The sequence below is a fragment of the Aerosticca soli genome, from assembly GCF_003967035.1.
In the GTDB taxonomy this organism is placed as follows: Bacteria; Pseudomonadota; Gammaproteobacteria; order Xanthomonadales; family Rhodanobacteraceae; genus Aerosticca; species Aerosticca soli.
Map to the genome: position 1 here is coordinate 681,814 of NZ_AP018560.1, position 26,278 is coordinate 708,091.

The window sequence follows — 26,278 nt, forward strand, 5'->3', positions numbered from 1 at the left end:
AAATCTGCTTATTCCGCGGACTCGTCGGCCCCGATCGGCGCTGCCAGTGCCTGCTCGACCAGGGCGGCCTGTTCGGCGACGTGGGTGTTGAAATGGCCCGCCGCCGGTGCCGGCGAGCGCGCGCGGCCGGCGTAGGAGAGGCTGCGCTTGGCACCGACGCAGGCCTGCAGGTGATGGCGGATCTGGAACCAGGCGCCCTGGTTCATCGGTTCCTCCTGACACCACACCACTTCCTTGGCGGCCGGATACTTGTCGAGCTCGGCGATGACCTCCGGGCGCGGGAACGGATAGAGCTGCTCCACGCGGACCAGCGCCACATCCTCGATGCCGCGCTTGTCGGCTTCCTCGAGCAGGTCGTAATAGACCTTGCCGGCGCACAGCACCACGCGCTTGATCTGCTTGGCCGAAAACGGGCGATGCTCGCCGATCACGTGCTGGAAGCCACCGGAGGCGAGCTCGTCCAGCGAAGACACCGCCAGCTTGTGCCGCAGCAGCGACTTGGGCGTCATCACGATCAGGGGCTTGCGCACCGCGCGCAGCATCTGCCGGCGGATCATGTGGAAGGCCTGCGCCGGGGTGGTCGGTACGCACACCTGCATGTTGTCCAGCGCGCACAGCTGCAGATAGCGCTCCAGCCGCGCCGAGGAATGCTCGGGACCCTGGCCCTCGTAGCCGTGCGGCAGGAACAGCACCAGCCCGCACAGGCGGTCCCACTTGGCCTCGCCGGAGCTGATGAACTGGTCGATCACCACCTGCGCGCCGTTGGCGAAGTCGCCGAACTGGCCCTCCCAGATGGTCAGCGTGTACGGGTCGGTGGTGGCGTGGCCATATTCGAAGGCCATCACCGCCTCCTCGCTGAGCAGCGAGTCGATCACCTCCACCGAGGCGTTGGCGCGCACGTTGCCGAGCGGCAGGTAGGTGTGATCGTCGGTCTGGTCGTGCAGCACCGCATGGCGGTGGAAGAAGGTGCCGCGGCCGACATCCTGGCCGACCAGCCGCAGATCGTAGTCCTGGTCGATCAGGCTGGCGTAGGCGAGGTTTTCGGCAAAACCCCAGTCGCCGGGCAGCTCGCCGGCGGCCATCTTGCGGCGGTCGTCGTAGATCTTGGCCACGCGCGGATGCAGAGTGAGGTCGGCGGGCAGGGTGAGGATCCTGTGCGCGAGCTCGACCAGCCGGCTCTTGGCGATGCCGGTGTCCACCGGGGTGGACAGCTTGCCGCCGATGAAGCGTGTCCAGTCGATCTGGATGTCCTTGGGTAGATCCGGTACGAGCTCGGTCATCGGCGCGCCGGCCTCGAGCCGCGCGCGGTAGTCGTCGAAGCGCTGCTGCGCCTCGCCCTCGGCCAGCACGCCCTCCTTCACCAGCCGCTGCGCGTACAGCTCGCGCGCGGTCGGGCGCTTCTTGATGATCTGGTACATCACCGGCTGGGTGGCCGCGGGCTCGTCCGCCTCGTTGTGGCCGTGGCGGCGATAGCAGACCAGGTCGATCACCACGTCCTTGCGGAAGGTCTTGCGGAACTCGTAGGCCAGCCGGGTGACCTGGATCACCGCCTCCGGATCGTCGCCGTTCACGTGGAACACCGGCGCGTTGACCATCTTGGCGATGTCGGTGCAGTACAGCGTGGAGCGCGCGTCCTGCGGGTTGGAGGTGGTGAAGCCGATCTGGTTGTTGACCACGATGTGCAGCGTGCCGCCGATGCGGAAGCCGCGCGCCTGCGACATGTTGAACAGCTCCATGTTGACGCCCTGGCCGGCCAGCGCGGCGTCGCCGTGGATCAGCACCGCCAGCGACTGGCGGCGCTCGGTGTCGCGGCGGCGCGTCTGGCGCGCGTGCACGGAACCGGCGACCACCGGGTTGACGATCTCCAGGTGCGAGGGGTTGAACGCCAGCGCGACGTGCACGCCGCCCCTGGGCGTCTTGACGTCGGCGGAGAAGCCCATGTGGTACTTGACGTCGCCGGAATGGGCCGGGTCGTCGGGATGCTCGAAGCGGCCCTCGAACTCGTCGAACAGCGTCTTCGGCGGCTTGCCGAGGATGTTGACCAGCACGTTGAGCCGGCCGCGGTGGGCCATGCCGATCACCACTTCCTTGACGCCGTTGTCGCCGGCCGCGCGCACCACCTCGTCCACCAGCGGGATCAGGCTGTCGCCGCCTTCCAGCGAAAAGCGCTTCTGGCCGACGTACTTGGTGTGCAGGTAGCGCTCCAGCCCTTCGGCGGCGGTGAGCCCGTCGAACACGTGGCGCTTGCCGTCCGCATCCAGACCGGCCTCGCCGTTGGCCTGCTCGAGCCGGGTGTAGATCCAGCTGCGCTGCAGATGGTCGCTGATGTACATGAACTCGGCGCCGATGGTGCCGGTGTAGGTTTTCTTGAGCCGCGCCAGCAGTTCACGCAGCTTCAGCCGCTGGCCGCCGCCGGCGTAGGTGCCGCAGTCGAACTCGGTGTCGAGATCGGCTTCCGACAGGCCGTGGAAGGCGAGGCCGAGATCGGGCGCCTCCATCTTCTGTTGCAGGCCGAGCGGGTCGAGATCGGCGGCCAGATGCCCGCGCGAACGGTAGGCGGTGAGCAGGCGCAGCACGCCGGCCTGCTTGCGCGCGTGGGCATCGTCGAGCGGCGCGGCGGCGACGCGTCGCTGCCTTTGCGCGGCCTCGATGCGTGCGATCACGGCGCTGTGGGCGGTGTCGCCGGCCTCGCGGCCCTTGAGCGTCTGGAAGTAGCTCGCCCATGCGTCCGCCACCGAGGAGGGATCGGCAAGCCAGGATTCGTACAGGGATTCGATGTAATCGGCGTTGTCGCCGGCCAGCTGGGAGGATGCGGAAAATTCGCGGATCAGGTTCGTGCTCACGTCACCACCGGCAGGGGAAGGGGAGACTCGCAAGGGCGCCGCCAGAGCGGCCGGCGGGCCGGGAAACTTGCCGATTATAAGCCCCCTGCCTGCGGCGTCGCGACAGCCGGGCGCGCGCGGCGCTCACAGGTCGAGCGCGCGCAGCACGCCCGCGGGTCGCGCGCGTTGCCAGCCGGCCTCGAATTGGCGCAGATAGGGTGCCTGGGCCGCAGGGTCGCCGAACCCGGCGCGACCCTGCGGCCGTTCGGCCAGCGGCTGGAACAGCCAGCCACCGGTGTCGGCGAGCAGGTATGCCGAAGGGCAGGCCAGCTCGGTCTCATCCACCGGCACGCGCACTTCGATCAGGCTGGGCAGACGCTGGACCAGGGTGAGCAGGCGATGGCCCTCGCGCAGCATCGCCTCGGCATCGTGCACCAGCAAGCGGATGTGCGCGCCGCGACCGGCAGTGGCGATGCGGCGCAGCTCGGCCAGTTCGGCATCGGCGGCGAGCACCGTGGGCGGCAGCGCCGGCATGCGCACGGCCAGGCGCCGGCGCGCGGCCCCGAGGAGGCGCAGACGGGCGGCGGCGAGCGCCTGCGCATCGGTCAAAACCAGGCTTTCCGCCGCCGTGCTCACCGGCGTTTGCCCGGCACCAGCAGGCCTTCATTGACCAGTGCGAGCAGCACGTCGAGCGTCTCGGCCGTGGGCGGTTCGGCCAGGCGCAGCGTGCGCTCGGCACAGAGTCGCATGGCCAAGGCCGGAGGACACGGCAGCGCCAGGCCGTTGGCGAACAGCATGGCCCGTGCCGGGCTTTCGCGCACCCAGGCCAGCCGCGTCCAGGGATGGCGCAGCAGCGGCGCGCCGGCCGCCAGGCGCTCGCCGAGCCGGACGGCGGTGTACGCGCGGGCAGGCGGGGCCGGTTGCCTGGCCAGGCGATAGCGGGTGATGAAGCGGCCGAACCAGTCGCGCAGGGTGGGCTCGTCGAGGCCGGCGGCGAACGGCAGCGCGGCACGCACCCGGGCGAGCGCGGCGCGGTCGATCTCGCCGGCGGCCCTGGCCGGGGTGAGGTCGGGGTCGGCGTAGCGCTTTTCCTCGGGCAGGCGCTCGGCCAGATAGTCGGCCAGATCGCCGAGCAGCTCGGCCTGGGACGGTGCGCGCATGCCGACCGACAACGTCATGCAGGGGCCGCCGACAGCGACGCCGTCATGCGGCACGTCCGGCGGCAGATAGAGCACGTCGCCGGGTTCGAGCACCCAGGTGTGGCTGGGCGAGAAATGGACCAGCTGCTTGAGCTCGACGTCCGGGCGGAAGTCCCTGGGCGCCGCCGGGTCGGTGCTGATCGCCCAGCGCCGCCGGCCCAGCCCCTGGATCAGGAATACGTCGTACTGGTCCACGTGCGGGCCGACGCCGCCACCCGGCTCGGCGTAGGAGATCATGACGTCGTCCACACGCCAGCTCGGCAGGAAGGCAAAAGGCTCCAGCAGCTTCGCCACCTCGGCGTCCCATTTGTCCACGTCCTGTACCAGCAGCGTCCAGTTCGCATCGCCGGTGGCGGCGAAGTCGGCTTCCTCCAGCGGGCCGGTCTTGACCTGCCAGCGCCGGCGCGCCGCATCGTGCTTGATCAGCCGCGACAGCGCCCCGTCCTCGCAGGCCAGGCCGGCGAGGTCGTCCGGCGTGATCGGTGGCACGAAACCGGGAAAGGCCTGACGTATCAGCAAGGGATGCTTTTGCCAGTAATCGCGCAGGAAACGCGCAGGCGGCATGCCGAGCGGCTGGCGCGCCGAGCCGCGCACTTCGATCGGAAAAGCCGATGGTTTGCTCATGCGCGGCATTGTAGTGGTCGCAGGGCGTCGATCCGCCACATCGCGGCTGAAGCCACTCTCTCGCAGGCAGGCGTCGCTTTGCTTGCCGGCGCCATACCGTGCCGGCGCCACCGGCACATGCGGCTCGGGCATAACGACATATCAACACATCCTTTCGCGCGCCGGCGGCAGCGGCCTATGTTTGCGCACTGACGTTTGGACGTCCGGAGAGTCGAGTGAATGCTGTTGTCGCACCCGTGCTGCCGGTGACCCCGATTCCACCCGAGCGGCTGGAGCAGTTGTCGCGCGCCGTCGAAGGCCTCAGTCCGGCCCAGCTTTACTGGGTGGCGGCATGGACTGCCTCGATCGCCCAGGGACAGCGTGGCGGGCCGGTCGTGCTGCCCACGACGCCAGCGGCGGAGGCCGTCGCGGCCGACCGGCTGACGATCGTCTACGGCAGCCAGACCGGCAATGCCAAGCGGATTGCCGAGGAACTGGCCCAGCGCAGCGAGAGCGCCGGGTTGACCGTACGGCTGCTGCGCGCGGACGTCTATCCACAGCGCGAGCTGGCCAAGGAGCGCCATCTCGTCGTGGTGATCAGCACCCAGGGCGACGGCGAGCCGCCGGACGATGCGCGCGGGCTGGTGGAATTCATTGCCGGCAAGCGTGCGCCGAAGTTGCCCGGACTGAAGTTCGCCGTGCTCGGGCTGGGCGATTCGAGCTATCCGCTGTTCTGCGCGATCGGCCGTCAGCTCGATGCCCGCTTCATCGAGCTGGGCGCGACGCGCTTCGCCCCGCTGGCCGAGGCGGACGTCGATTTCGAGACCGTCAGCGAGCCGTGGCTGGACAGCACGCTCAAGCAGGCACGCGAGCTGTTGGCGACGGCCAGTCCGACGGTGCGGCCGGCCGCATTGCACACGGTGCCCGATGCCAGCTGCTATACACGTGACAAGCCGTTTGCGGCGACGGTACTGGCCAACCAGCGTATCGTCTCGCGCGACAGCGACCGCGACGTGCGGCACATCGAACTGTCGCTCGAGGGGTCGGGCCTGCGTTACGAGCCAGGCGACGCCCTGGGCGTATGGCCGAAGAACCCTGCGCCGCTGGTGGCGCAGTGGCTCGATGCGTTGCAGCTCGATGGCGCGCGGGAAGTGACCCACAGAACCCGCACCCTGCCGCTGGCCGCCTGGCTGCGCGACGAATGCGAGATCACGCGGCTGAGCCGTCCGTTCGTCGCCGCGCTGGGAGCCATCAGCGGACACGCCGAGCTGACGCAACTGCTGCACGCCGACGGCAAGGCCGCGCTCGCCGAGCTGCTGGCCAACGAGCAGCCGATCGATCTGCTGCGCCGTTACCCGGCCCGCTGGGAGCCCGAGGCGCTGATCGCCGCGCTGCGTCCGCTGACGCCGCGGTTGTATTCGATTGCCTCGAGCCGGCGCGCGGTCGACGAGGAGGTGCATCTGACCGTGGCCGTAGTCGATTACCAGGCGCACGGCCAGCCGCATTGGGGCGCCGCCTCGACCTTCCTCGCCCAGGCCGGCGAAGACGCCACGGTGCCGGTGTTCATCGAGTCGAACGAGCGCTTCCGCCTGCCGGCCGATCCGGCGCGCGACGTCATCATGATCGGGCCGGGCACCGGTGTGGCGCCGTTCCGCGCGTTCGTGCAGGAGCGCCAGGAGACCGGCGCCAGCGGGCGCAACTGGCTGTTCTTCGGCAATCGCCATTTCGCCCGCGACTTTCTCTACCAGATCGAGTGGCAGCAGGCGCTCAAGGATGGCGCGCTGCACCGGCTCGACGTCGCCTTCTCCCGCGACGAAGGAAAAAAGGTGTACGTGCAGGACCGGCTGCGGGAGCGTGGCAGGGATGTCTACGCGTGGCTCGAGGCTGGCGCCCACCTGTATGTGTGCGGCGACGCCACGCACATGGCGCGGGACGTGCACGACGCCCTGATCGACATCATCGCCGCCCACGGTGGCCGCTCGCCCGAGTCCGCCAAAACCTGGCTGGCCGAACTACTCCAGCAAGGGCGCTACGCCCGCGACGTGTACTGACATGACCGCCAAACTCTCTGAGATGGAACAGATCAAGGCCCGCAGCCGTTTTTTGCGCGGCACGATCGCCGAAGGGCTGGCCGACCCGCTGACCGGTGCGATCAGCGACGACGACAGCAAGCTGCTGAAATTCCATGGCAGCTACCAGCAGGACGATCGAGACCTGCGTGACGAGCGCCGCCGGCAGAAGCTGGAGCCGGCCTACAGCTTCATGATCCGCGCGCGCCTTCCCGGCGGCGTGGTGACCCCCGCGCAGTGGCTGGCCTTCGACGCGCTGGCGCGCGAGCATGCCAACGGCACGCTGCGCATCACCACGCGGCAGACCTTCCAGTGGCACGGCGTGATCAAGCGCGAGCTCAAGCCCACCATCGCGGCGATCCACCGCGCGCTGGCCACCACCATCGCCGCCTGCGGCGACGTGGTGCGCACGGTGGTGTGCACGCCCAACCCGGTGGAGTCCGCCGCGCACGCGGCCGCCTACGCCTGGGCCGCGAAGCTGTCCGAGCACCTGGCGCCCCGGACCCGCGCCTACCACGAGATCTGGCTGGACGGCGAGAAGCTCGTGGGCGGGGACGAGGAGCCGCTGTACGGCCCCACCTACCTGCCGCGCAAGTTCAAGATCGGCCTGGCCATCCCGCCGCTCAACGACATCGACGTGTTCGCCCAGGATCTCGGCCTGATCGCGGTCGTCGAGCAGGGCGAGCTGCGCGGCTTCGACGTCGCGGTGGGCGGCGGCATGGGCGCCACCCACGGCGACGCCGGCACCTACCCGCGGCTGGCCAGCGTGATCGGCTTCGTGGCGCCGGAGCGGTTGGTCGCGGTGGCCGAGGCGGTGATCGGCATCCAGCGCGACTGGGGCAACCGCAGCGAGCGCAAGCACGCGCGGCTCAAGTACACGCTCGACCATCGCGGGCTCGACACGTTCGTCGCCGAGCTGGAGCGGCGGCTGGGCTTCGCGCTGGAGCCGGCGCGGCCGTACCGCTTCGAGCACAACGGCGACCGCTATGGCTGGACCGAGGGGCAGGACGGCCGCTGGCACCTCACCCTGCACATCGAATCCGGCCGTCTCGCCGACGCGGGCGGGCGGCGCGCGCTCACCGGCCTGCGCGAGTTGGCCAGGGTGCATCGCGGCGACTTCCGTCTCACCTGCAACCAGAACGTGATCGTGGCCAACGTCGAGCCCGCCGGCCGCGCGCGCATCGACGCCATCGTCGCGGCGCACGGCCTGGACGGCTACCGGCGCGGCAGCGCGATCCGCCGCCACGCGCTGGCCTGCGTGGCGCTGCCCACCTGCGGCCTGGCGATGGCCGAGAGCGAGCGCTACCTGCCCGCGCTGCTGCCGCAGCTGGAGGCGCTGCTGGAACGCCACGGCCTCGCCGACGCGCCGATCCTGCTGCGCCTGTCCGGCTGCCCCAACGGCTGCTCGCGGCCGTACCTGGGCGAGATCGCGCTGGTCGGCCGCGGCCCCGGCCGCTACGACCTGCGCCTGGGCGCCGACTTCCGCGGCCAGCGGCTCAACCAGATCTACCGCGAGAACATCGACGAAGCGACAATCTTGGCCACCCTCGATCCGCTGTTCGCGCGCTACGCCGCCGAGCGCACGGAGAGCGAGGGCTTTGGTGATTTCCTGTACCGCGTGGGCGAACTGGTTGCACCGGCGCGTCGCACCATCCCGCCGGAGGTCTGCGCATGAGTGCGTTGCCGAAGAGCGCCGACCCGGATGCACGCGAGCGACTGAACCAGGCGCTGGCCCAGCGCAGTGCCGAGGAGCGCGCCGCCTGGGCGCTGGAGCATGCCCCCGGCACGCACGTGCTTTCGTCCAGCTTCGGCGCCCAGGCCGCCGTCTCGCTGCACATGCTCACGCGCCTGCAGCCGCGCCTGCCGGTGGTGCTGATCGATACCGGCTACCTGTTTCCGGAGACGTACCAGTTCGTCGACCGCCTCACCGAGCGGCTCGAACTCAACCTCAAGGTATACCGGCCACAGCTCAGTCCGGCCTGGATGGAAGCGCGCTATGGACGGCTGTGGGAGCAGGGCGTCGCCGGGATCGACCGGTACAACCAGATGCGCAAGGTCGAGCCGATGCAACGTGCGCTGGCCGAGCTCGGTGCCGGGAGCTGGTTCGCCGGGCTGCGGCGCGGGCAGTCGGCCAGCCGTGCCACGGTGGATTTCGCCGAGCATCGCAACGGCCGCTGGAAGTTCCATCCGCTGGCGGACTGGACCGACCGCGATGTCGGCCAGTACCTGCAGCGGCATGACCTGCCCTACCACCCACTGTGGGAGCAGGGCTACGTCTCGATTGGCGATACCCACACCAGCAGGCGCTGGGAGCCGGGCATGGAGGCGGAGGACACCCGCTTCTTCGGCCTCAAGCGCGAATGCGGCCTGCATCTGTTCGTGTAGCCGCCAGCCCCACTCCCCACCGATGAACCCCAAGTCGCTTCGCCGCGACCACGACAGGACCCACCCTTGATGGCAACCGTGCTTTCCCCCGAATACCAGACCACCGACGAACCATTGATCGCCCCGCACGGCGGCGTGCTCAAGGAGCGCTACCTGCCGGCGGACGAGGCCGAGGCGCTCAAGCAGCGTATCGGCAACCTGCCTTCGGTGGACCTGAACACGCGTCAGCTGTGCGATCTGGAGCTGCTGCTCAACGGCGCGTTCTCGCCGTTGGAGGGGTTCCTCGGCCGGCTGGACTACAACCGCGTTCTCGATGAGATGCGCCTGGCCGACGGCACGTTGTGGCCGATGCCGATCACGCTGGACGTGGGCGAGGCGCTCGCTGCGCAGCTTTCGGCCGGCAGCGAAGTGGCCCTGCGTGATTCCCAGGGCGTGCCGCTGGCGGTGCTGGAGGTCGATGACATCTACTGGCCGGATCGCCTGCACGAGGCGCGCCGCGTGTTCGGCACCACCGACCGCCTGCACCCGGGCGTGGCCGAGCTGCTGGAATGCACGCGGCCGGCCTGCCTGGGCGGCCGCGTGCGCGGCATCCAGCCGCCGGCGCACTACGACTTCACCGAGCTGCGCGACACGCCGCGCCGCCTGCGCGAGTGGTTCGCCGCCCGCGGCTGGACCCGCGTGGTGGCCTTCCAGACGCGCAACCCGATGCACCGCGCGCACCGCGAGCTGACCCTGCGCGCGGCCGAGCAGGTCGGTGCCAAGCTGCTGATCCAGCCGTCGGTCGGCCGCACCAAGCCAGGCGACGTGGATCACTACACCCGCGTGCGTTGCTACCGCGCGCTGCTGCCGCAGTACCCGCAGGACAGCGTGAAGCTGTCGCTGCTGCCGCTGGCGATGCGCATGGGCGGACCGCGCGAGGCGCTGTGGCACGCGATCATCCGCAAGAACTACGGCGCCACCCACTTCATCGTCGGCCGCGACCACGCCGGTCCCGGCAAGGACGCCGACGGCAAGCCATTCTACCCGCCGTTCGCCGCGCAGGAGCTGCTGCGCGCGCACCAGGACGAGCTCGGCATCGGCATCGTGCCGTTCCCGGCGATGGTGTACGCGGCCAACCGCGACGCCTACCTGCCGGCCACCGAGGTCGGGCCGCAGGACGAGGTGCGCGACATCTCCGGCACCGAGCTGCGCCGGCACCTGCGCGAGGGCAGCGAGATCCCGTCCTGGTTCAGCTTCCCCGAGGTGGTGAGGATCCTGCGCGAGCGCCACCCGGCGCGCGCGCCGCGCGGCTTCGCGCTGTTCTTCACCGGCCTGTCCGGCGCTGGCAAGTCGACCCTGGCGCAGGCGGTGGTGGCGCAGCTGCTGGAGCACGGCAGCCGGCCGGTGACCGTGCTGGACGGCGACGAGGTGCGCCGGCATCTCTCGCGCGGGCTGGGCTTCTCGCGCGAGGACCGCGCCGCCAACGTCACCCGCATCGGCTACGTGGCAGGCGAGATCGTGCGCCACGGCGGCATCGCGGTGTGCGCGCCGATCGCGCCCTACGCCGACGCCCGCGCCGAGGCGCGCGCGCTGGTGGAGGCGCACGGCGACTTCATCGAGATCCACGTGGCGACGCCGCTGGAGGTGTGCGAGGCGCGCGATCGCAAGGGCCTGTACGCGCAGGCGCGCGCAGGGAAGATCGCCAGCTTCACCGGCATCAGCGACCCCTACGAGGTGCCCGAAGCACCGGAGCTGCGCGTCGATGGTGGTTCGGCCGAGCCGGTCGTGTTGGCCCGGCAGATCCTCGCCCTGCTGCGTAACAAGGGGCTGATCGACGGTTGAGGGCAGTCATCGCGGCTGAAGCCGCTCCCACAGGTGCGCGGCGCCATTGGCTCTGGGTCTGGTGGGGCGGCGTCAGTCGGCAAAGAGCAAAGAAGGACAGCCAGCGCCACCGGCTCTACGCGGCATCCGGCAACAGCACCTGCGAGCGCTCGCGCCAGTGTGGTACGGACGGCCATTCCACGGCGTCCGGGCTGCTCGCCTGCAGCGCTCGCGCGACGTCGCGACGCCCCAGGTGCGGGGCAAAGGCGGCGATGAACTCGAGCATGAAGTCGCGCAGCACGCTCTCGCGGCGCAGCACGATCCAGGTGGTGCATTCGGGTAGCAGGTGATCAGCCGGGAGCGTGCGCAGGTCGGTGTCGCTTGCCTGCATGGCCATCTCGGCGAGCACGCCGATGCCCAGTCCGGCGCGCACGTAGGTCTTGATCAAATCCGCGTCGCCTGCCGTCATGGTGATCTGCGGCCGCAGGCCCGCCTGCTCGAAGGCCTGGCGCAGGGACGAGTCCGGCTTGACCGACGAGTCGTAGCTCACCAGCGGCAACCCGGCCAGTTCCTGCAGTGTCAGCGGTCTGGTCTGCGTGGCCAGCGCATGGGCCAAGGGTGCCACCACCACGCGGTTCCAGCGGTAGGCGGGCAGGGCGATGCCGACATCCGGCGGCGCGCCCACGCTGCTGATCACGGCCAGATCGGCGCGGCCGGCTTCCAGTTGCGCCAGCACTTCGGTGTCCCGGCCCGGCTGCAGGTGCACGCTTACCTGCGGATAGCGCTGGTTGAGCGCCGCAATCGATGCCGGCAGCGCAAAGCGCGCCTGCGTGTGGGTCGTGGCGATGCGCAGTTCGCCGCTGGTCTCGTTGCGCAGGTTGGCGGCGATGGAGCGGATGTTGTCCGCTTCGGCCAGAATGACGCGGGCTCGCTCGAGTACATGACGCCCGGCGCGCGTCACGCCATCGAGGCTCTTGCCCTTGCGCACGAACAGCTTGACGCCCAGCTCGTCCTCAAGCTGCTTGAGCTGCTTGCTCAGACCGGGCTGGGTGGCGTGCACGTGCTCGGCCGCCAGGGTGATGTTCAGACCCGCGTCGGCAATGGCGACGAGATAGCGCAGCTGGACTAGCGTCATTGGATGGGGCCCGTGATCGGTCGTTGGTGGCGGAACGTCGCGTGGACGCGATTCAGGGACATCGCATGCGCTCGGGTCGGATGCCCGACGACGCGCCAGCGGCACTGCCGTGGCGGAGCGTGGCGACGGTCCATGCGAATCATACGGACGTCTGTACGGCTATGTGGCGTTCGCGTCAAGCTGGCAGGTTACCGATGGCCCGGTCCACATAACGTGAAAGCATAAGCCCGGCAGCACAAATCATTTGTGGGCAGGCGCGGCCGCGCATAGCGTGATCGGCTCCCGTTTCCCCGGTGTCGCCATGAAGCTGTACCCGCTGTTTGCCGACCTGTCCAACCGCGCCGTGCTCGTGGTCGGCGGCGGCGCTGTGGCCGAACGCAAGGTGGCCGCACTGCTCGGGGCGCAGGCGCAGGTCACCGTCAATGCCCCGCAACTCACGCCGCAGTTGGCCCGCTGGGCCACACAGGGACGCATCACCCATCGTGCCGATGCCTTCCAGGCGCAGTGGCTCGAGCGCGTATGGCTGGTGGTGGCAGCAACTGACGATCGGGAATTGAACCGGCTGGTGGCGAACCTGGCCGAGCTGCAGCGCATCTTCGTCAACGTGGTGGACGATGCGGAGCTGTCCAGTTTCCACGTGCCGGCCGTGGTGGACCGCGCGCCGCTGACCATCGCCATCTCCAGTGGCGGCGACGCCCCGATGCTGGCGCGGCTGGTGCGCGAACGGCTCGAAGCGCTGCTGGAGCCGTCGCTGGGCGCCCTGGCGTCGCTCGCTGCGCGCCTGCGCAAGCGCATCCGCCTGCGCCATCCGGACATGGCCGCGCGCCGGCGTTTCTACGAAGAACTCTTCGCCGGGCCGGTGGCTGCCTGGCTGCGTCAGGGCCGCCCCGACGCCGCGCTGGCGGCGGCCGAACAGGCGCTCGCCGGCGTGCCCGCTGCACGGGGCGGCTCGGTGGTGCTGGTCGGCGCCGGCCCTGGTGATCCCGGGCTGCTCACCCTGCGCGCCTTGCGGGCACTGAACGAGGCGGATGTCATCGTGCATGACCGCCTGGTCAGCGCCGAGGTGCTCGAACTTGCGCGCCGCGATGCCGAGCGCATCGAGGTCGGCAAGCAGGCGGGCAACCATCACGTGACCCAGGACGCCATCCACGCCATCCTGCTCGAGCATGCCCGCGCCGGCCGGCGCGTCGTGCGCCTGAAAGGCGGCGACCCGTTCGTGTTCGGCCGCGGTGGCGAGGAGATGGAATTCCTGCACGCGCACGGCGTTGCCTACGAGGTCGTGCCGGGCATCACCGCCGCGCTGGCGTGCGCGGCCCATGCCGGCGTGCCGCTCACCCATCGCGACCATGCGCAGTCGGTACGGCTGGTGACCGCCCATTGCAAGGCATCCATGGACACGCTCGACTGGGCCGCGCTGGCGCACGAGCGCCAGACACTCGCCGTGTACATGGGCGTGGCCGGGCTGGAGACGATCCAGGCCCGCCTGATCACGCACGGGCGCGCACCGGAGACGCCGTTCGCGCTGGTCGAAAACGGCTCGCGCAGCAACCAGCGGGTCATCACTGGCACGCTTGCCACGCTGGCCGAGCGTGCGGCCCTGCATGCAGTGCAATCACCCGCCTTGCTGATACTTGGCGAAGTGGCGGCGCTGGCGCCCACGTTGTCGTGGTTCGGGCAGGCGCCACTGGGCGCCGCCGCGGCCGCTGCAGCCTCGTCCGGGCAGCGCAGGACAGGCCTGCCCGCAGCCCGTCCGGACGAGGTGCTCGCGGCCATCCACCACGTATGATCCTGCACGCCCGATCGTCATCCACCCACGGCGCCAGGTCACTGTCGCCGCTCCCTCGTTGGCTTAGGAGTAGCCCATGATCTACGACAGCATTCTCGACACCATCGGCAACACGCCCATCGTCAGGCTGCACCGGCTGGCGCCCGCGCACGTCGAACTCTACGTCAAAGTGGAGAGCTTCAATCCCGGCGGCTCGGTGAAGGATCGCCTGGCGCTGGCGATCATCCTCGACGCCGAGCGGCGCGGCGCGCTCAAGCCCGGCCAGACCGTGGTCGAGGCCACCTCCGGCAACACCGGCGTCGCGCTGGCGATGGTGTGCGCAGCGCGCGGCTATCCGTTCGTGGCGGTGATGACCGAAACGTTCTCGGTCGAGCGGCGCAAGCTGATGCGCGCCTATGGTGCCCGCGTGGTGCTGACGCCGGCGGCCGAGCGCGGCAGCGGCATGGTGCGCAAGGCCAAGGAGCTGGCCGACAAGCACGGCTGGTTCCTCGCCAATCAATTCGCCAACCCGGCCAACCCGGCCTATCACCGCAACACCACCGCGGCGGAGATCCTGCGCGACTTCGCCAACCACCGGCTCGACTATTTCGTCACCGGCTGGGGCACCGGCGGCACGCTCACCGGCGTCGGCGAAATGCTGAAAGTGGCTCGGCCGGAAGTGCGCATCATCGCTAGCGAGCCGGCCGGCGCGGCGCTGCTCTCGGGCAAGGCATGGCAGCCGCACAAGATCCAGGGCTGGACGCCCGACTTCGTGCCGGCGGTGCTCAACCGCGACGTCGCCGATGAAATCCTGCCGGTGGACGACGTGCTCGCCCGCGACACCGCCCGCGCGCTGGCCCAGCAGGAAGGCATCTTCGTCGGCATTTCCGCCGGCGCCACGCTCGCCGCCGCGCTCGAAGTGGCCCGGCGTGCGCCGCAGGATTCGGTGCTGCTGGCCATGCTGCCCGATACCGGCGAGCGCTATCTCTCCACCTTCCTGTTCGAGGGCGTCAACGAAGGATCGGACGAGGTGGAGTAGTGGGCGTCCATCCGTAGCCGCGCGGTACTAGGATGCGGGGCTTGCCGTCGGCCATTGGATTCCTGCGGCATGTTCACTTCCCCATTCCCACGGAGGCCTACGCATGAAGCTGTACTACTCACCGGGCGCCTGCTCGCTCTCGCCGCACATCGTCGCCTGCGAGGCGGGCATCGCGCTGCAATTGGAAAAGGTCGACCTGAAGGCCAAGCGCACCGAGAGTGGCCGCGATTTCGTCGCGATCAACCCGAAGGGCTACGTGCCGACGCTGGAGCTCGACGACGGCCAGGTCCTCACCGAGGGCCCGGCGATCGTGCAGTACCTTGCCGACCGCAAGCCCGAGAGCGGTCTTGCGCCGGCAGCCGGCACGATGGGGCGTTATCGCCTGCAGGAATGGCTGACCTATATCGGTACCGAGCTGCACAAGACCTACAGCCCGCTGTTCAGCCCGGACACCAGCGACGAGGTCAAGCAGAGCCGCAAGGATTATCTGCGCCGCCGCTATGCGCTGGTGGAAAACACGCTGGCCAAGCAGCCGTTCCTGCTCGGCGAGCAGTTCACGGCGGCCGATGCGTATCTGTTCACGGTGACCAACTGGGCGCGACTGGTGCACCTGGACCTGGCCGACATGCCGGCGCTGCACGCGTTCATGCAGCGCGTTTCCGAGCGGCCCGGGGTGCGCGCGGCCCTGGAAGCCGAAGGGCTGCTGCGCAAGGCCTGATCGGCACGTGATGTGATCGATACGCGGCCCGTCGTTTGCATCCGGCGGGCCGTTTTTTCAGATGTTTTTCGCCAGCGCTTCGGCCAGCCCGGTATAGCTGGCGGGGGTGAGATCGAGCAGCCGTTGCCGGGCCTCGCCGGGCAGCGCAAGCCCCTCGATGAAGGCGCGCATCGACTCGCGCGTGATGCCCTGGCCGCGGGTCAGCGCCTTGAGCTGCTCGTAGGGCTCGGGCAGGCCATGGCGGCGCATCACCGTCTGCACCGCTTCGGCCAGCACTTCCCAGCTGGCGTCGAGATCGGCGGCGAGGCGTTCGGGATTCACCTGCAACTTGCCGAGGCCCTTGGCGAGGGCGTCTAGCGCGATCAGCGTGTGGCCGAACGCGGTGCCGAGCGCGCGCAGCACGGTGGAATCGGTGAGGTCGCGCTGCCAGCGGCTGATCGGCAGCTTCTCGGCGAAATGGCCGAGCAGCGCGTTGGCGAGGCCGAGGTTGCCTTCGGCGTTCTCGAAGTCGATCGGGTTGACCTTGTGCGGCATGGTCGAGGAGCCGACCTCGCCGGCTTTCAGCGCCTGCCTGAAATAACCGAGCGAGATGTAGCCCCACACGTCGCGGGCGAAGTCGATCAGGATGACGTTGAGCCGGCGCAGCGCGTCGCAATAGGCGGCGATGCCGTCGTGCGGCTCGATCTGCGTGGTGTAGGCGTTCCAGCGCAGGCCGAGCGCTTCGACGAAGCGGCGCGAGAACGTCGGCCAGTCCACTTCCGGATAGGCGATGACATGCGCGTTGTAGTTGCCGACCGCGCCGTTGATCTTGCCGGGAATGGCGAGCGCGGCGAGGCTTTCGCGCTGGCCGGCCAGGCGCGCGACCACGTTGGCCAGCTCCTTGCCGAGCGTGGTCGGCGAGGCGGTTTGCCCGTGCGTGCGCGCGAGCATCGGCAGCGCCGCGTGCGCGTGCGCCATCGCGCGCAGCGTGGCGATGATGCGGTCGAAGGCCGGCAGCAGCACGCCCTCGCGCGCATCGCGCAGCATCAGCGCATAGGCGAGGTTGTTGATGTCCTCGCTGGTGCAGGCGAAGTGCACGAACTCGCGGGCGCGGGCGAGCTCGGGGTCGCCGTCCATGCGTTCCTTGATGAAGTATTCGACGGCCTTGACGTCGTGGTTGGTGGTGGCCTCGATCGCCTTGATGCGCTCGCCGGCGGCGAGGTCGAAGTCCTCGACGATGGCTTCGAGGCGCCCCTGCGCGGCGGCGGAAAAAGAGGGCAGCTCGACGATGCCGGGCTCGGCGGCGAGCGCACGCAGCCAGGCGATCTCCACCTGCACGCGCCGGCGCATCAAGCCCCATTCGCTGAAGATCGGTCGCAACGGATCGACCTTGGCGGCGTAGCGGCCGTCCAGCGGCGAAAGAGCGGTGAGCGCGGCGGACATGGCGTTTTCCTGGCAAAGGCAAAAGGGCATTTTAGCCAAAGCGCCGGCGCCGCCCGCGCATGCCGGTCATCCCGGCTGCGCTACGCTTGGTGCCTCGCGGTCCGGCGACTTTGCCACCCACGGTTCGTAAGGAGGATGTCCGGCATGAACGGTTTTCGCATCGAACACGACAGCATGGGCGAGCTCAAGGTGCCCGCCGACGCGCTCTACGGCGCGCAGACCCAGCGCGCGGTGGAGAACTTCCCGATCTCCGGGCTGCGCCTGCCGCGCACCTTCATCCGCGCGCTGGGCCTGATCAAGGCGGCGGCGGCGGAGGTCAACCAGTCGCTCGGCCATCTGGACGAGGCACGGGCGAAAGCCATCCACCAGGCCGCGCTGGCGGTGGCGGAGGGCGAGTACGACGCGCATTTCCCGATCGACGTGTTCCAGACCGGTTCGGGCACCAGCACCAACATGAACGCCAACGAGGTGATCGCGCACCTGGCCGCGCGCGAGGGCGTCGAGGTGCATCCCAACGATCACGTCAACTTCGGCCAGAGTTCCAACGACACCATTCCCACCGCCATCCGGGTGGGCGCCGCGTTGCTGGTCGAGGAATCGCTGCTGCCCGCGCTCAAGCACGCGCGGCGGGTGATCGACCGGCGTGCCCGCGAGCTGCGCAAGGTGGTCAAGACCGGCCGCACGCATCTCATGGACGCGATGCCGGTCACCTTCGGCCAGGAGCTCTCGACCTGGTCGACGCAGATCGACGCCTGCATCGACCGCCTGAAGGATGCGATGGTGCGGGTGCGCCAACTGCCGCAGGGCGGCACCGCGGTCGGCACCGGCATCAACACCGATCCCAAGTTCGGCCCGGCCGTGGCCAGGGCGCTCAAGCGTCTGACCGGCATCCGCTTCGAGGCCGCGGACAATTATTTCGAGGGCATCGCCGGACAGGAAGCGGCGGTGGAGCTCTCAGGCGCCCTGAAGACGCTGGCGGTGGTGGTGATGAAGATCGCCAACGATCTGCGCTGGATGAACTCAGGTCCACTGGCTGGCCTGGGCGAGATCGAGCTGCCGGCGCTGCAGCCGGGCTCTTCGATCATGCCCGGCAAGGTCAACCCGGTGATCCCGGAGGCCGCGACCATGGTCGCCGCGCAGGTGATCGGCAACGACGCGGCGATCACCGTCGCCGGGCAGTCCGGCAATTTCCAGCTCAACGTCATGCTGCCCTTGATCGCCTACGACCTCCTGCAGTCGATCGAGCTGCTCGCCAACGTCATCCGCTTGCTCGCCGACAAGGCGATCGCCGGCTTCAAGGTCAACCGCGAACGCGTGGCCCAGGCGCTGGCGCTGAACCCGATCCTGGTCACCGCGCTCAATCCGGTGATCGGCTACGAGCAGGGCGCGGCCATCGCCAAGCGTGCCTACAAGGAAAAACGCCCGGTGCTGGAAGTTGCGCAGGAGATGACCGGGCTGGCCAAGGAGGAGCTCGAAAAGCTGCTCGATCCGCTCGCGCTCACCAAGGGCGGCATCCACGGCAAGGGCGGCGGTGGGGGCTGAGCAAGCGCATCGCTCCGCCGGCGCTCGGCCGGACGTCCGCGGAAGGCGGTTTGTCGGGGGCAAGCATACGGTGACGACACGCCCCCAGCGCAATGCGCCGCGTGACGGCGTTTTAGTGTCGGTGGCCGAGTCGCGCGCGCAGCTGTGCCAGCGCCTGGCCGCGGTGGCTCTGCGCATTTTTCGTCGCCGGGTCGAGTTCGGCGGCCGAAAGCGTCTGCCCCTCGGGCAGGAACAGCGGGTCGTAACCGAAGCCCTGCGCACCCTGCGGCGCCTCCAGCACGCGACCGTACCAGCGGCCTTCGGCGATCAGCGGTGCCGGGTCGTCGGCATGCTCGAGCAGCACCAGCACGCAGATGAAGAAGGCGCCGCGTCGTTCCGGCGGCACGCCTTCGAGCAGGCGCAGCAGCTTGGCATTGTTGGCGGCGGCATCGCCGTGGACGCCCGCATAGCGGGCCGAATGCAGCCCCGGCGCGCCACCGAGGGCGTCCACGCACAGGCCCGAATCGTCCGCCAGGGCGGGCAGGCCGGTGACGCGTGCGGCGTGGCGCGCCTTGAGCAGGGCGTTCTCGACGAAGGTGGCGGCGGTTTCCTCGACCTCGCCCACGCCGAGCTCGCCCTGCGCCACCAGGCCGATGCCGCTGCCGGCAAAGAGTTGCGCGAACTCGGCGAGTTTGCCGCGATTGCCGCTGGCCAGCACGATGCGCCGCACGGGCTTCAAGCCTCGAGCGCGGCGCGTTGCGCGGCGACCAGTTCGGCGACGCCTTTCTCGGCCAGACCGAGCAGGGCGTCGAGCTCATCGCGGCGGAAGGCATGACCTTCGGCGGTGCCCTGCACCTCGATGAAGCCGCCGCCGTCGTTCATCACCACGTTCATGTCGGTGTCGCAGTCGACGTCCTCGGCATAGTCGAGGTCGAGCACCGGCGTGCCCTTGTAGATGCCCACCGACACCGCCGCCACTGCACCGACGATGGGGTTGCGCTTCAGATGCTCGCGCCGCATCAGCACGTGCACCGCGTCGACCAGCGCGACATAGGCGCCGGTGATCGCCGCGGTGCGGGTGCCGCCGTCCGCCTGGATCACGTCGCAATCGAGCGTGATCACGCGCTCGCCGAGAGCCTGCCGGTTGACGCAGGCGCGCAGCGAACGGCCGATCAGCCGCTGGATCTCCATCGTGCGCCCGCCCTGGCCGCCGCGCGTCGCCTCGCGTGCGGTGCGGGTGCCGGTGGCGCGCGGCAGCATGCCGTATTCGGCGGTGACCCAGCCCTCGCCCTTGCCGCGCAGCCACGGCGGGATGCGGTCCTCGATGCTGGCCGTGCACAGCACGCGGGTGTCGCCGAAGCTGACCAGCACCGAGCCTTCCGCATGGCGGGTGTAGTGGCGCTGAAAACTCACCGGGCGCAGCTGGTCGGGCGCGCGGCCACTGGGGCGGAGCAGGACATTCATGGGGAGGATTTCGGGCAAGGCCGGATCTGAAAGCTTACCATTGCACTCTTTTTCCCACCCACACGTGCCCCTTGCCATGATCCGCAGCATGACCGCCTATGCCAGTGCCGAGGCGAACAGTCCCGTCGGCGTGTTCGTGTGCGAACTGCGCACGGTCAATCACCGTTATCTGGAGATCAGTCCGCGCCTGCCCGATGAGCTGCGCCCCTTCGAGGCGGCGCTGCGCGAGCGCATCGCCGCGCGGCTTTCGCGCGGCAAGGTGGACTGCACGATCCGTCCGGCCGCCGGCGCCCAGGCGCTGCAGCTGACCATCGACGCCGCCGCACTGGAACGGTTGACGGCGCTCCATCAGGAGCTTTCCGCGCGCTTTGCCGGCCTCACCGTCGACTTTGCCGAACTGCTGCACCTTCCCGGCGTGCTGGCCAGGCCCGAAGCCGATCCCGCGGCGCTGCAGGCCGCGCTCCTGGCATCGCTCGACCGCGCCCTGGCATCGCTCACCGCCACCCGGGAGCGCGAGGGCGCCAAGCTCACCGCCGTGCTCGAGGAGAAGCTCGAGGCCATCGCCCGCATCGTCGCCCAGGTGCGCGAGTGGATGCCGCAGATCCGCGCCGCCCTGCGCGCGCGGCTGGAAGCGCGGCTGGCCGAGCTGAAACAGCCGGCCGATCCGGGGCGGCTGGAGCAGGAGCTGGTGCTGCAGATCACCCGCAGCGACGTCGAGGAGGAGCTCGACCGCCTGGCCACCCACGTGGCCGAGACCCGGCGCGTGCTCGCGCTCGATGAACCGGTCGGCCGCCGGCTGGACTTCCTGATGCAGGAATTCAACCGCGAGGCCAATACGCTGGGCTCCAAGTCGGTCGATGCGCGCACCACCAACGCGGCAGTGGAGCTGAAGGTGCTGATCGAGCAGATGCGCGAGCAGGTGCAGAACATCGAGTGAGGCGCCGGACCGCCCTGACTATACTTTTGCGCACATGACTTTTCCCCCGGCCCGAACCGAACCTGCCGCGACTTGCGCCTCGTCGCGCGGCGCCGTCCTGTCATCGCCATGCAGAAGGCGGGCAGGATGAACATTCCGGCTGTCACAGGCGATAGCCGCGCCGATGCCGCATCCGCGGCGCAGACCGCGCCGGCCGCTTCTCAGGGCACGCTGTTCATCGTCGCCGCCCCCTCGGGCGCGGGCAAATCCACCCTGGTCAACGCCCTGCTCGAGCGCGATCCCGGCATCAGCCTGTCCATCTCCCATACCACCCGGCCGCCGCGTCCGGGCGAGCAGTATGGCCGCCACTACTTCTTCGTCGACCGCGAGCGTTTCGAGCGCGAAATCGCCGAGGGCGTGTTCCTGGAACATGCCGAGGTGCACGGCAACCTCTACGGCACCTCGCGTCGGGTGGTGGAGGGGCTTCTGGCCGAGGGCCGCGACGTCCTGCTGGAAATCGACTGGCAGGGCGCGCGCCAGGTCCGCGCGGTGATGCCCGATTGCGTGAGCGTGTTCATCCTGCCGCCCTCGCGCGCCGAGCTGGAGCGGCGCCTGCGTGGCCGCGGCGCCGATGCGCCGGAAGTGATCGAGCGGCGACTGCGCAATTCGCGCGAGGAGATCGCCCATGCGCAGGAGTTCGACTACATCATCGTCAACGATCGCTTCGAGGACGCCCTGGCCGACCTGCAGGCGATCGTGCGCGCCGTGCGCCTGCGCACCGCCCTGCAATGGCGGCGGCACCAGGCGCTGATCGCCGAGCTGCTGGCGCCATGAAGCCCTCCATTGGCGACGTCACGCCGCATCGGCTAACGTGTCGGCCTTCTTCGCCGCCCCCGGGGCCTATGAGCGAGCACACGCCATCCGCCGACGAACCGCTGGTGCGCATCCGCGCCTTGACCACCGTGCTCGGCGGCAAAGTCATTTTCGACGGCCTGCATCTGGACATCCCGCGCGGGCGGATCACCGCCATCATGGGGCCGAGCGGTACCGGCAAGACCACGCTGCTCAAGCACATCACCGGTCAGTTGCGCGCGGACTCGGGGCAGGTGCAGGTCGCCGGCGAGGACGTCGCCGCGCTCGATCGCAGGCGCCTGTTCGCGCTGCGCGAGAAGATCGGCTATTTGTTCCAGAACTCCGCGCTGCTCACCGATTTCGACGTCTTCGAGAACGTCGCCTTCCCGCTGCGGCAGCACACCGATCTGCCCGAGGTGCTGATCCGCAACGTGGTGCTGACCAAGCTGCAGGCGGTGGGGCTGCGCGGCGCCGCCGGCCTGATGCCGAGCGAGCTTTCCGGCGGCATGGCCCGGCGGGTGGCGTTGGCGCGCGCGATCGTGTTCGACCCGATGCTGATCCTTTACGACGAGCCGTTCGTGGGCCTGGATCCCATCGCGCTCAACCAGGTACTCAAGTTGATCCGCACGCTCAATCAGACGCTGGGACTCACGTCCGTGCTGGTCGCGCACGAGCTCGATGCCATCAAGCGCGTGGCCGATCACATCTACCTGATCGCCAACGGCAAGGTCGTCGCGCACGGCGAGCCGGCCACCATCACCAGCGACGGCTCGCCGTGGACGCGGCAGTTCTTCGGCGGCGAGGCGGATGGCCCGGTGCCGTTCCAGTATCCGGCCGGCGATTACGCCGAGGATCTCGGCTTTCCGCGGAGGCCGGCATGAACGCGCGTTCCAGCGGCGGGCATGGCGCGCTGCTCAGTGCGCTGGCGCAGATCGGCGAATGTGGCCTGTTTCTCATCACCTTGCTGCGCGCGGTGCCGCGCAGCCTGCGCTATGCGCGCGAGCTGTTGCGCCAGATCTGGTTCATCGGTGCGCTCAGCCTCACCATCATCATGGTCTGCGGGCTCTTCGTCGGCATGGTGCTGGCGCTGCAGCTCTACCACGTGCTGTCGATCTTCGGCGGCACCGCGGCCACCGGCGAGGTGGTGGCGCTGGCGGTCTATCGCGAGCTCGGCCCGGTGCTCACGGCGCTCTTGTTCGCCGGCCGCGCCGGTACCTCGATGACCGCCGAGATCGGCCTGATGCGCGCCACCGACCAGCTCGCCGCGATGGAGATGATGGCGGTCGACCCGATCGCCTATGTCGCCGCGCCGCGTTTTCTGGGCGGCTTGATCGCGATGCCGCTCCTGGCCTGCGTGTTCTGCGCCACCACCTTGCTCGGCAGCCATCTGGTCGCGGTGAGCTGGCTCGGCCTCGACAACGGCACGTTCTGGTCGAACATGATCGCCGCGGTGGAGCTGCGTACCGACGTCGTCAACGGCATCCTGTGGAAAAGCCTGGTGTTCGGCGCGGTGGTCTCGCTGATCGCGGTGTTCCAGGGCTACACCACGCCGCCGACCAGCGAGGGCGTGGCCTATGCCACCACCCGTACCGTGGTCGCCTCGTCCATCACCATTCTCGCGCTGGACTTCGTGCTCACCGCCTTCCTGATGTGATTGCCATGCATCCGCCCGTTTCGATTTCGCCGAGGACGTCTTCGTGAGTCAGAGAAAATCCTATGCCGTCGGCACCGGCCTGTTCATCGTGCTCGGCTTCGCCACGCTGGGCTATCTGGCCACCCAGACCACGTCGGTCGCCAACATGAAACTCGGCGACACCTACACGGTGGACGCGCAGTTCGCCAACATCGGCCAGCTCAAGGAGCGCGCGCCGGTGAAGGTGGCCGGGGTACGCATCGGCCAGGTCAAGTCCATCGAGCTGCTGCCCGGCAAGGAAGCCGCCGAGGTCAAGCTCGCCATCGACAAGCGCTTCAACGCGATCCCGGCCGATTCGGTCGCCAACATCTTCACCAGCGGCCTGCTCGGCGACCAGTACGTCGGCATACAGTACGGTCATGCCAAGCAGAGCCTCACCGATGGCGGTCACCTCGCGCTCACCCGGCCTTCGCAGCAGCTTGAGGACATGCTCGGCAAGTTCTTCGGTGCCGGCGGCGTGGCCGACAACCTGGACGGCAGCTACACCTTGAAGGCGCGGTTTTCCAATGTCGGTTCGCTGTCCGTCGGCGCGCCGGTGAAGATGTCCGGCGTGGCCATCGGCCGGGTGTCCGCGGTGGATGTCGACCCGGTCAAGCTCGACGCCGTGGTCAAGCTCGCCATCGACAAGAAATATAATCAGATTCCCGACGATTCGGCGGCAGCGGTATTCACCAGCGGGCTGATCGGCAGCCAGTTCGTCGCCATCCAGCCCGGCGGCTCGCCCGATGCGCTCAAGGACGGCGACGAGCTGGTGCTGACCCAGTCGGCGCTGCAGCTGGAAGACCTGATCGGCAAGTTTCTGGTCAACGGTTCTTCGGGCGACGCCCGCAAGCCGGATCAGTCGCCGCCCACTGCGCCATCCGGCAAGTGACCCATCCCCTTCACCCCAGGAGTTTTTGCATGTTCCGTCAGCTGGCCTTTGCGATCGCCCTCGCCTGCGGCACCGTCGCCGCCGCGCCCGTTCTCGCCCAGGAGACCGCACCGGCATCGGCCGAGGCCTCGAGCCCGCAGCAGATCGTTCAATCGGTGATCCAGGAGCTCAACAAGACCGTGGTCGGCCACCGTCAGGAATTGCAGAACGACAAGGAAAAACTGATCGAAGTGATCGACAAGGTCCTGTTGCCGCACTTCGACATCGATTACGCCTCCATTCTGGTGCTCGGCCAGCACGCCCGCGAGGCGACGCCGGAACAACGTCAGCGTTTTGCCAAGGCCTTCTACGATTCGATCACCCACCGCTATGCCGAAGGTCTGCTCAAGTACACCCAGGGTTCGGTGCGCGTCCTGCCTTTCAATGGGGACCTCAACGAACGCCGCACCATCGTGCGCACGCAGGTGGTGATGGAGGAGGGCAAGACCGCCTCGGTGGATTTCGCCTTCCGCAAGGGTCGCAACGGCGATTGGAAAGCCTATGACGTCATCATCGAGGGCATCTCCTACGTCACCAACTACCGCAACCAGGTCGATGCCGAGATCCGCAAGGTCGGTATCGAGCAACTGATCAAGAACCTGGAGACGCAGGGCGAGAAGGCGCTGCAGAAGATGGAACAGGACGCCCCGCAGGGCGGCAAGCCGGCGGCTACGCCTTCAACATGACGCAGACGGAAGCCTTCAGCCTGACGCGCCCCGAGGCCGGTACGCTCGGCCTTCAGGGCAGTTTGAGTTTTGCCACCGCCGCACGCGCCCTGCGCCTCATCGAGGCGGCGGTGGCGGCCGAACAGCCGCAGCGGCTGGACCTGTCGCCGCTCCGGCACGGCGACAGCGCCGGGCTGGCCTGCCTGCTGGCGGTCCAGGCCGAGGCCATGCGCAAAGGGCACCGGTTGCAGGTCGTGCACATGCCCGATGGGCTGCGGGCGCTGGCCCAGCTGTGCGAAGTGGAGGCTTTCATCCTCTGACGCCAGGAGTGGTATTCGCTCTATTGGTGCCCCTGGCGCCTGGCGCCATCGCCCATCAACGAGAAAGGGGCCGAGAGGCCCCTTTTCCGTACGTCACTATCGGCGCGAATCAATACGCCGGCGGCGCGGTTGCCGGGTTTTCGCCCTGATGTTGCTTTTCCCACTGGCGCTGCTCGTCGAGCAGCTGCTCGGGGTCATAGCCGTTCTCGTCGAGGCCCTGCAGCTTCTCGATGACATTGGCCGGCGGATTGCCGTCGTAGATCAGGTAGAGCCGGCGCTGACGATAGGCATCGCGCATGAAGACGTAAGGATCATAGGCGGACTTGAGGAAATCTTCCGCGTCCATGGCCCGCGAGCGTTCGGAGATCAGGTAGATCAGCTCGGGCAGATAGTACTGGCCAGCCTTGAAGTCGTGATGGCGGGCATAGCGCGACAGGGGATTGAAGAAATACCCGTCCACCGGAATGCGCCACATGTCACGCACCGTGGACGGACCGAAGAAAGGCAGGACCAGATAGTCGCCCTCGGGTAGCCCCCAGCGCGCCAAAGTGACACCGAAATCGGTATTTTCGAGGGGCAGCCCCATCTTGGTGGCCGGATCGAAGAAGCCGCCGATACCCACGGTCAGATTGATCAGCATCCGGCCGGTATTGCGCAGGGCATGTATGGGGCGTGCCTGCAAGAGATCGTTACCGATGGTGATCGGCATGCGGATGTTGGTGAAGAAATCACCGATCGAGCGACGCACGGGCGGGTTGGTCACCTTGCGGTAGCCGACCGCAACCGGCCGGATCACGGCGCGGTCCAGGGCGTCGTTGAACCCGTACATCTTGCGGTTGAACTTTTCCAGCGGATCGTCGGTGCGTGGCGGCGCAATGGTGCAGCCGGCAAGCAGGGCCACGGCGGCCAGCATGAGCCAGCGGCGCGGCGACAGCAGGGAAGGGAGGACGGGCATGGGGATGCTAAGGAAGGATGGTGGA

The 26,278-nt window shown here is 68.8% G+C and carries 23 protein-coding genes; 15 read left to right on the top strand and 8 right to left on the bottom strand.

The features are described 5' to 3' along the window. Positions 1-8: 8 nt before the first annotated feature. The 3 genes from ALSL_RS03110 to ALSL_RS03120 form a co-directional block, all read right to left on the bottom strand. A complete protein-coding gene (locus ALSL_RS03110; protein ID WP_126536328.1) occupies positions 9-2,843 on the bottom strand; it encodes a 2-oxoglutarate dehydrogenase E1 component in 2,835 nt (944 codons plus the stop codon). Positions 2,844-2,966: 123 nt separating this feature from the next. Continuing rightward, positions 2,967-3,458, bottom strand: a complete 492-nt coding sequence (locus tag ALSL_RS03115) for a DUF7931 domain-containing protein (protein ID WP_126536331.1) — start codon at positions 3,456-3,458, stop codon at positions 2,967-2,969. Next, a complete protein-coding gene (locus ALSL_RS03120) occupies positions 3,455-4,645 on the bottom strand; it encodes a cupin domain-containing protein (protein ID WP_126536333.1) in 1,191 nt (396 codons plus the stop codon). Before ALSL_RS03120 ends, ALSL_RS03115 begins: the two co-directional genes overlap by 4 nt. A gap of 215 nt (positions 4,646-4,860) precedes the next feature. Here ALSL_RS03120 and ALSL_RS03125 point away from each other — a divergent pair, with 215 nt between their 5' ends. The 4 genes from ALSL_RS03125 to ALSL_RS03140 all read left to right on the top strand — a co-directional run bounded on the left by ALSL_RS03125 (position 4,861) and on the right by ALSL_RS03140 (position 10,899). Then, entirely contained in the window at positions 4,861-6,675 is a 1,815-nt protein-coding gene (locus tag ALSL_RS03125; RefSeq protein ID WP_126536335.1) for an assimilatory sulfite reductase (NADPH) flavoprotein subunit, read from the top strand. Between the two features lies 1 nt (position 6,676). After that, positions 6,677-8,368 (top strand): assimilatory sulfite reductase (NADPH) hemoprotein subunit, encoded by a 1,692-nt coding sequence (gene cysI, locus ALSL_RS03130; protein WP_126536336.1) that lies wholly within the window; start codon positions 6,677-6,679, stop codon positions 8,366-8,368. Further along, positions 8,365-9,078, top strand: coding sequence for a phosphoadenylyl-sulfate reductase (locus ALSL_RS03135; RefSeq protein WP_126536338.1), 714 nt, complete (start codon positions 8,365-8,367; stop codon positions 9,076-9,078). Before cysI ends, ALSL_RS03135 begins: the two co-directional genes overlap by 4 nt. 69 nt (positions 9,079-9,147) lie before the next feature. Next, positions 9,148-10,899, top strand: coding sequence for a bifunctional sulfate adenylyltransferase/adenylylsulfate kinase (locus ALSL_RS03140; RefSeq protein ID WP_126536340.1), 1,752 nt, complete (start codon positions 9,148-9,150; stop codon positions 10,897-10,899). A 115-nt stretch (positions 10,900-11,014) separates the two neighbouring features. Here ALSL_RS03140 and ALSL_RS03145 read toward each other — a convergent pair whose 3' ends face one another. Next, positions 11,015-12,013: a LysR substrate-binding domain-containing protein gene (locus tag ALSL_RS03145; RefSeq protein WP_126536342.1), complete on the bottom strand. Its 999-nt coding sequence runs from the start codon at positions 12,011-12,013 to the stop codon at positions 11,015-11,017. A gap of 301 nt (positions 12,014-12,314) precedes the next feature. On the opposite strand from ALSL_RS03145, the gene cysG reads away from it, so the two are divergent. The 3 genes from cysG to gstA all read left to right on the top strand — a co-directional run bounded on the left by cysG (position 12,315) and on the right by gstA (position 15,535). Then, positions 12,315-13,799, top strand: coding sequence for a siroheme synthase CysG (gene cysG / locus ALSL_RS03150; RefSeq protein WP_126536344.1), 1,485 nt, complete (start codon positions 12,315-12,317; stop codon positions 13,797-13,799). 76 nt (positions 13,800-13,875) lie between these two features. After that, complete coding sequence (gene cysK / locus ALSL_RS03155; protein WP_126536346.1) at positions 13,876-14,817, top strand: cysteine synthase A; 942 nt, start codon at positions 13,876-13,878, stop codon at positions 14,815-14,817. A gap of 103 nt (positions 14,818-14,920) precedes the next feature. Then, positions 14,921-15,535, top strand: a complete 615-nt coding sequence (gstA, locus tag ALSL_RS03160) for a glutathione transferase GstA (protein ID WP_126536348.1) — start codon at positions 14,921-14,923, stop codon at positions 15,533-15,535. Positions 15,536-15,592: 57 nt separating this feature from the next. On the opposite strand, the gene purB is transcribed toward gstA, so the two are convergent. Continuing rightward, positions 15,593-16,957 (bottom strand): adenylosuccinate lyase, encoded by a 1,365-nt coding sequence (gene purB, locus ALSL_RS03165; RefSeq protein WP_126536350.1) that lies wholly within the window; start codon positions 16,955-16,957, stop codon positions 15,593-15,595. Positions 16,958-17,101: 144 nt separating this feature from the next. Between purB and ALSL_RS03170 the strand changes: the two genes are divergently transcribed. After that, positions 17,102-18,499 carry a class II fumarate hydratase gene (locus ALSL_RS03170; RefSeq protein ID WP_126536352.1) on the top strand — a complete coding sequence of 466 codons (1,398 nt, stop codon included), beginning with the start codon at positions 17,102-17,104 and terminating at the stop codon, positions 18,497-18,499. A 112-nt stretch (positions 18,500-18,611) separates the two neighbouring features. On the opposite strand, the gene rdgB is transcribed toward ALSL_RS03170, so the two are convergent. Together rdgB and rph are read right to left on the bottom strand one after the other, a co-directional pair. Continuing rightward, positions 18,612-19,208 (bottom strand): RdgB/HAM1 family non-canonical purine NTP pyrophosphatase, encoded by a 597-nt coding sequence (rdgB, locus tag ALSL_RS03175; protein ID WP_126539986.1) that lies wholly within the window; start codon positions 19,206-19,208, stop codon positions 18,612-18,614. Between the two features lie 5 nt (positions 19,209-19,213). Continuing rightward, positions 19,214-19,942 (bottom strand): ribonuclease PH, encoded by a 729-nt coding sequence (rph, locus tag ALSL_RS03180; RefSeq protein WP_126536354.1) that lies wholly within the window; start codon positions 19,940-19,942, stop codon positions 19,214-19,216. 76 nt (positions 19,943-20,018) lie between these two features. Between rph and ALSL_RS03185 the strand changes: the two genes are divergently transcribed. From ALSL_RS03185 to ALSL_RS03215, 7 genes are all read left to right on the top strand, one after another. Next, positions 20,019-20,879: a YicC/YloC family endoribonuclease gene (locus tag ALSL_RS03185; protein ID WP_126536356.1), complete on the top strand. Its 861-nt coding sequence runs from the start codon at positions 20,019-20,021 to the stop codon at positions 20,877-20,879. Positions 20,880-21,005: 126 nt separating this feature from the next. Further along, positions 21,006-21,692 carry a guanylate kinase gene (gene gmk / locus ALSL_RS03190; RefSeq protein ID WP_126536358.1) on the top strand — a complete coding sequence of 229 codons (687 nt, stop codon included), beginning with the start codon at positions 21,006-21,008 and terminating at the stop codon, positions 21,690-21,692. A 68-nt stretch (positions 21,693-21,760) separates the two neighbouring features. Next, positions 21,761-22,591, top strand: coding sequence for an ABC transporter ATP-binding protein (locus ALSL_RS03195; protein WP_126536360.1), 831 nt, complete (start codon positions 21,761-21,763; stop codon positions 22,589-22,591). Beyond that, positions 22,588-23,364 (top strand): lipid asymmetry maintenance ABC transporter permease subunit MlaE, encoded by a 777-nt coding sequence (gene mlaE, locus ALSL_RS03200; protein ID WP_126536362.1) that lies wholly within the window; start codon positions 22,588-22,590, stop codon positions 23,362-23,364. Before ALSL_RS03195 ends, mlaE begins: the two co-directional genes overlap by 4 nt. Positions 23,365-23,407: 43 nt before the next feature. Beyond that, positions 23,408-24,274, top strand: coding sequence for an outer membrane lipid asymmetry maintenance protein MlaD (mlaD, locus tag ALSL_RS03205; protein WP_126536364.1), 867 nt, complete (start codon positions 23,408-23,410; stop codon positions 24,272-24,274). A gap of 29 nt (positions 24,275-24,303) precedes the next feature. Beyond that, positions 24,304-24,999, top strand: a complete 696-nt coding sequence (locus ALSL_RS03210; protein ID WP_126536366.1) for an MlaC/ttg2D family ABC transporter substrate-binding protein — start codon at positions 24,304-24,306, stop codon at positions 24,997-24,999. Beyond that, entirely contained in the window at positions 24,996-25,298 is a 303-nt protein-coding gene (locus tag ALSL_RS03215) for an STAS domain-containing protein (protein ID WP_126536368.1), read from the top strand. Before ALSL_RS03210 ends, ALSL_RS03215 begins: the two co-directional genes overlap by 4 nt. A 109-nt stretch (positions 25,299-25,407) precedes the next feature. Here the strand turns inward: ALSL_RS03215 and ALSL_RS03220 are convergent, their stop codons facing one another. Continuing rightward, on the bottom strand, positions 25,408-26,253 hold the full coding sequence (locus ALSL_RS03220; protein ID WP_126539988.1) for an MlaA family lipoprotein: 846 nt from the start codon (positions 26,251-26,253) through the stop codon (positions 25,408-25,410). Between the last annotated feature and the right edge of the window lie 25 nt (positions 26,254-26,278).

Coding starts and splice junctions, on each gene's coding strand:
- ALSL_RS03170 (WP_126536352.1), top strand. CDS start 17,102: ATGAACGGTTTTCGCATCGAACACGACAGCATGGGCGAGCTCAAGGTG.
- ALSL_RS03145 (WP_126536342.1), bottom strand. CDS start 12,013: ATGACGCTAGTCCAGCTGCGCTATCTCGTCGCCATTGCCGACGCGGGT.
- rph (WP_126536354.1), bottom strand. CDS start 19,942: ATGAATGTCCTGCTCCGCCCCAGTGGCCGCGCGCCCGACCAGCTGCGC.
- ALSL_RS03210 (WP_126536366.1), top strand. CDS start 24,304: ATGTTCCGTCAGCTGGCCTTTGCGATCGCCCTCGCCTGCGGCACCGTC.
- ALSL_RS03215 (WP_126536368.1), top strand. CDS start 24,996: ATGACGCAGACGGAAGCCTTCAGCCTGACGCGCCCCGAGGCCGGTACG.
- ALSL_RS03135 (WP_126536338.1), top strand. CDS start 8,365: ATGAGTGCGTTGCCGAAGAGCGCCGACCCGGATGCACGCGAGCGACTG.
- ALSL_RS03140 (WP_126536340.1), top strand. CDS start 9,148: ATGGCAACCGTGCTTTCCCCCGAATACCAGACCACCGACGAACCATTG.
- ALSL_RS03120 (WP_126536333.1), bottom strand. CDS start 4,645: ATGAGCAAACCATCGGCTTTTCCGATCGAAGTGCGCGGCTCGGCGCGC.
- ALSL_RS03220 (WP_126539988.1), bottom strand. CDS start 26,253: ATGCCCGTCCTCCCTTCCCTGCTGTCGCCGCGCCGCTGGCTCATGCTG.
- ALSL_RS03195 (WP_126536360.1), top strand. CDS start 21,761: ATGAGCGAGCACACGCCATCCGCCGACGAACCGCTGGTGCGCATCCGC.
- mlaE (WP_126536362.1), top strand. CDS start 22,588: ATGAACGCGCGTTCCAGCGGCGGGCATGGCGCGCTGCTCAGTGCGCTG.
- gstA (WP_126536348.1), top strand. CDS start 14,921: ATGAAGCTGTACTACTCACCGGGCGCCTGCTCGCTCTCGCCGCACATC.
- ALSL_RS03185 (WP_126536356.1), top strand. CDS start 20,019: ATGATCCGCAGCATGACCGCCTATGCCAGTGCCGAGGCGAACAGTCCC.
- purB (WP_126536350.1), bottom strand. CDS start 16,957: ATGTCCGCCGCGCTCACCGCTCTTTCGCCGCTGGACGGCCGCTACGCC.
- cysG (WP_126536344.1), top strand. CDS start 12,315: ATGAAGCTGTACCCGCTGTTTGCCGACCTGTCCAACCGCGCCGTGCTC.
- cysK (WP_126536346.1), top strand. CDS start 13,876: ATGATCTACGACAGCATTCTCGACACCATCGGCAACACGCCCATCGTC.
- cysI (WP_126536336.1), top strand. CDS start 6,677: ATGACCGCCAAACTCTCTGAGATGGAACAGATCAAGGCCCGCAGCCGT.
- gmk (WP_126536358.1), top strand. CDS start 21,006: ATGAACATTCCGGCTGTCACAGGCGATAGCCGCGCCGATGCCGCATCC.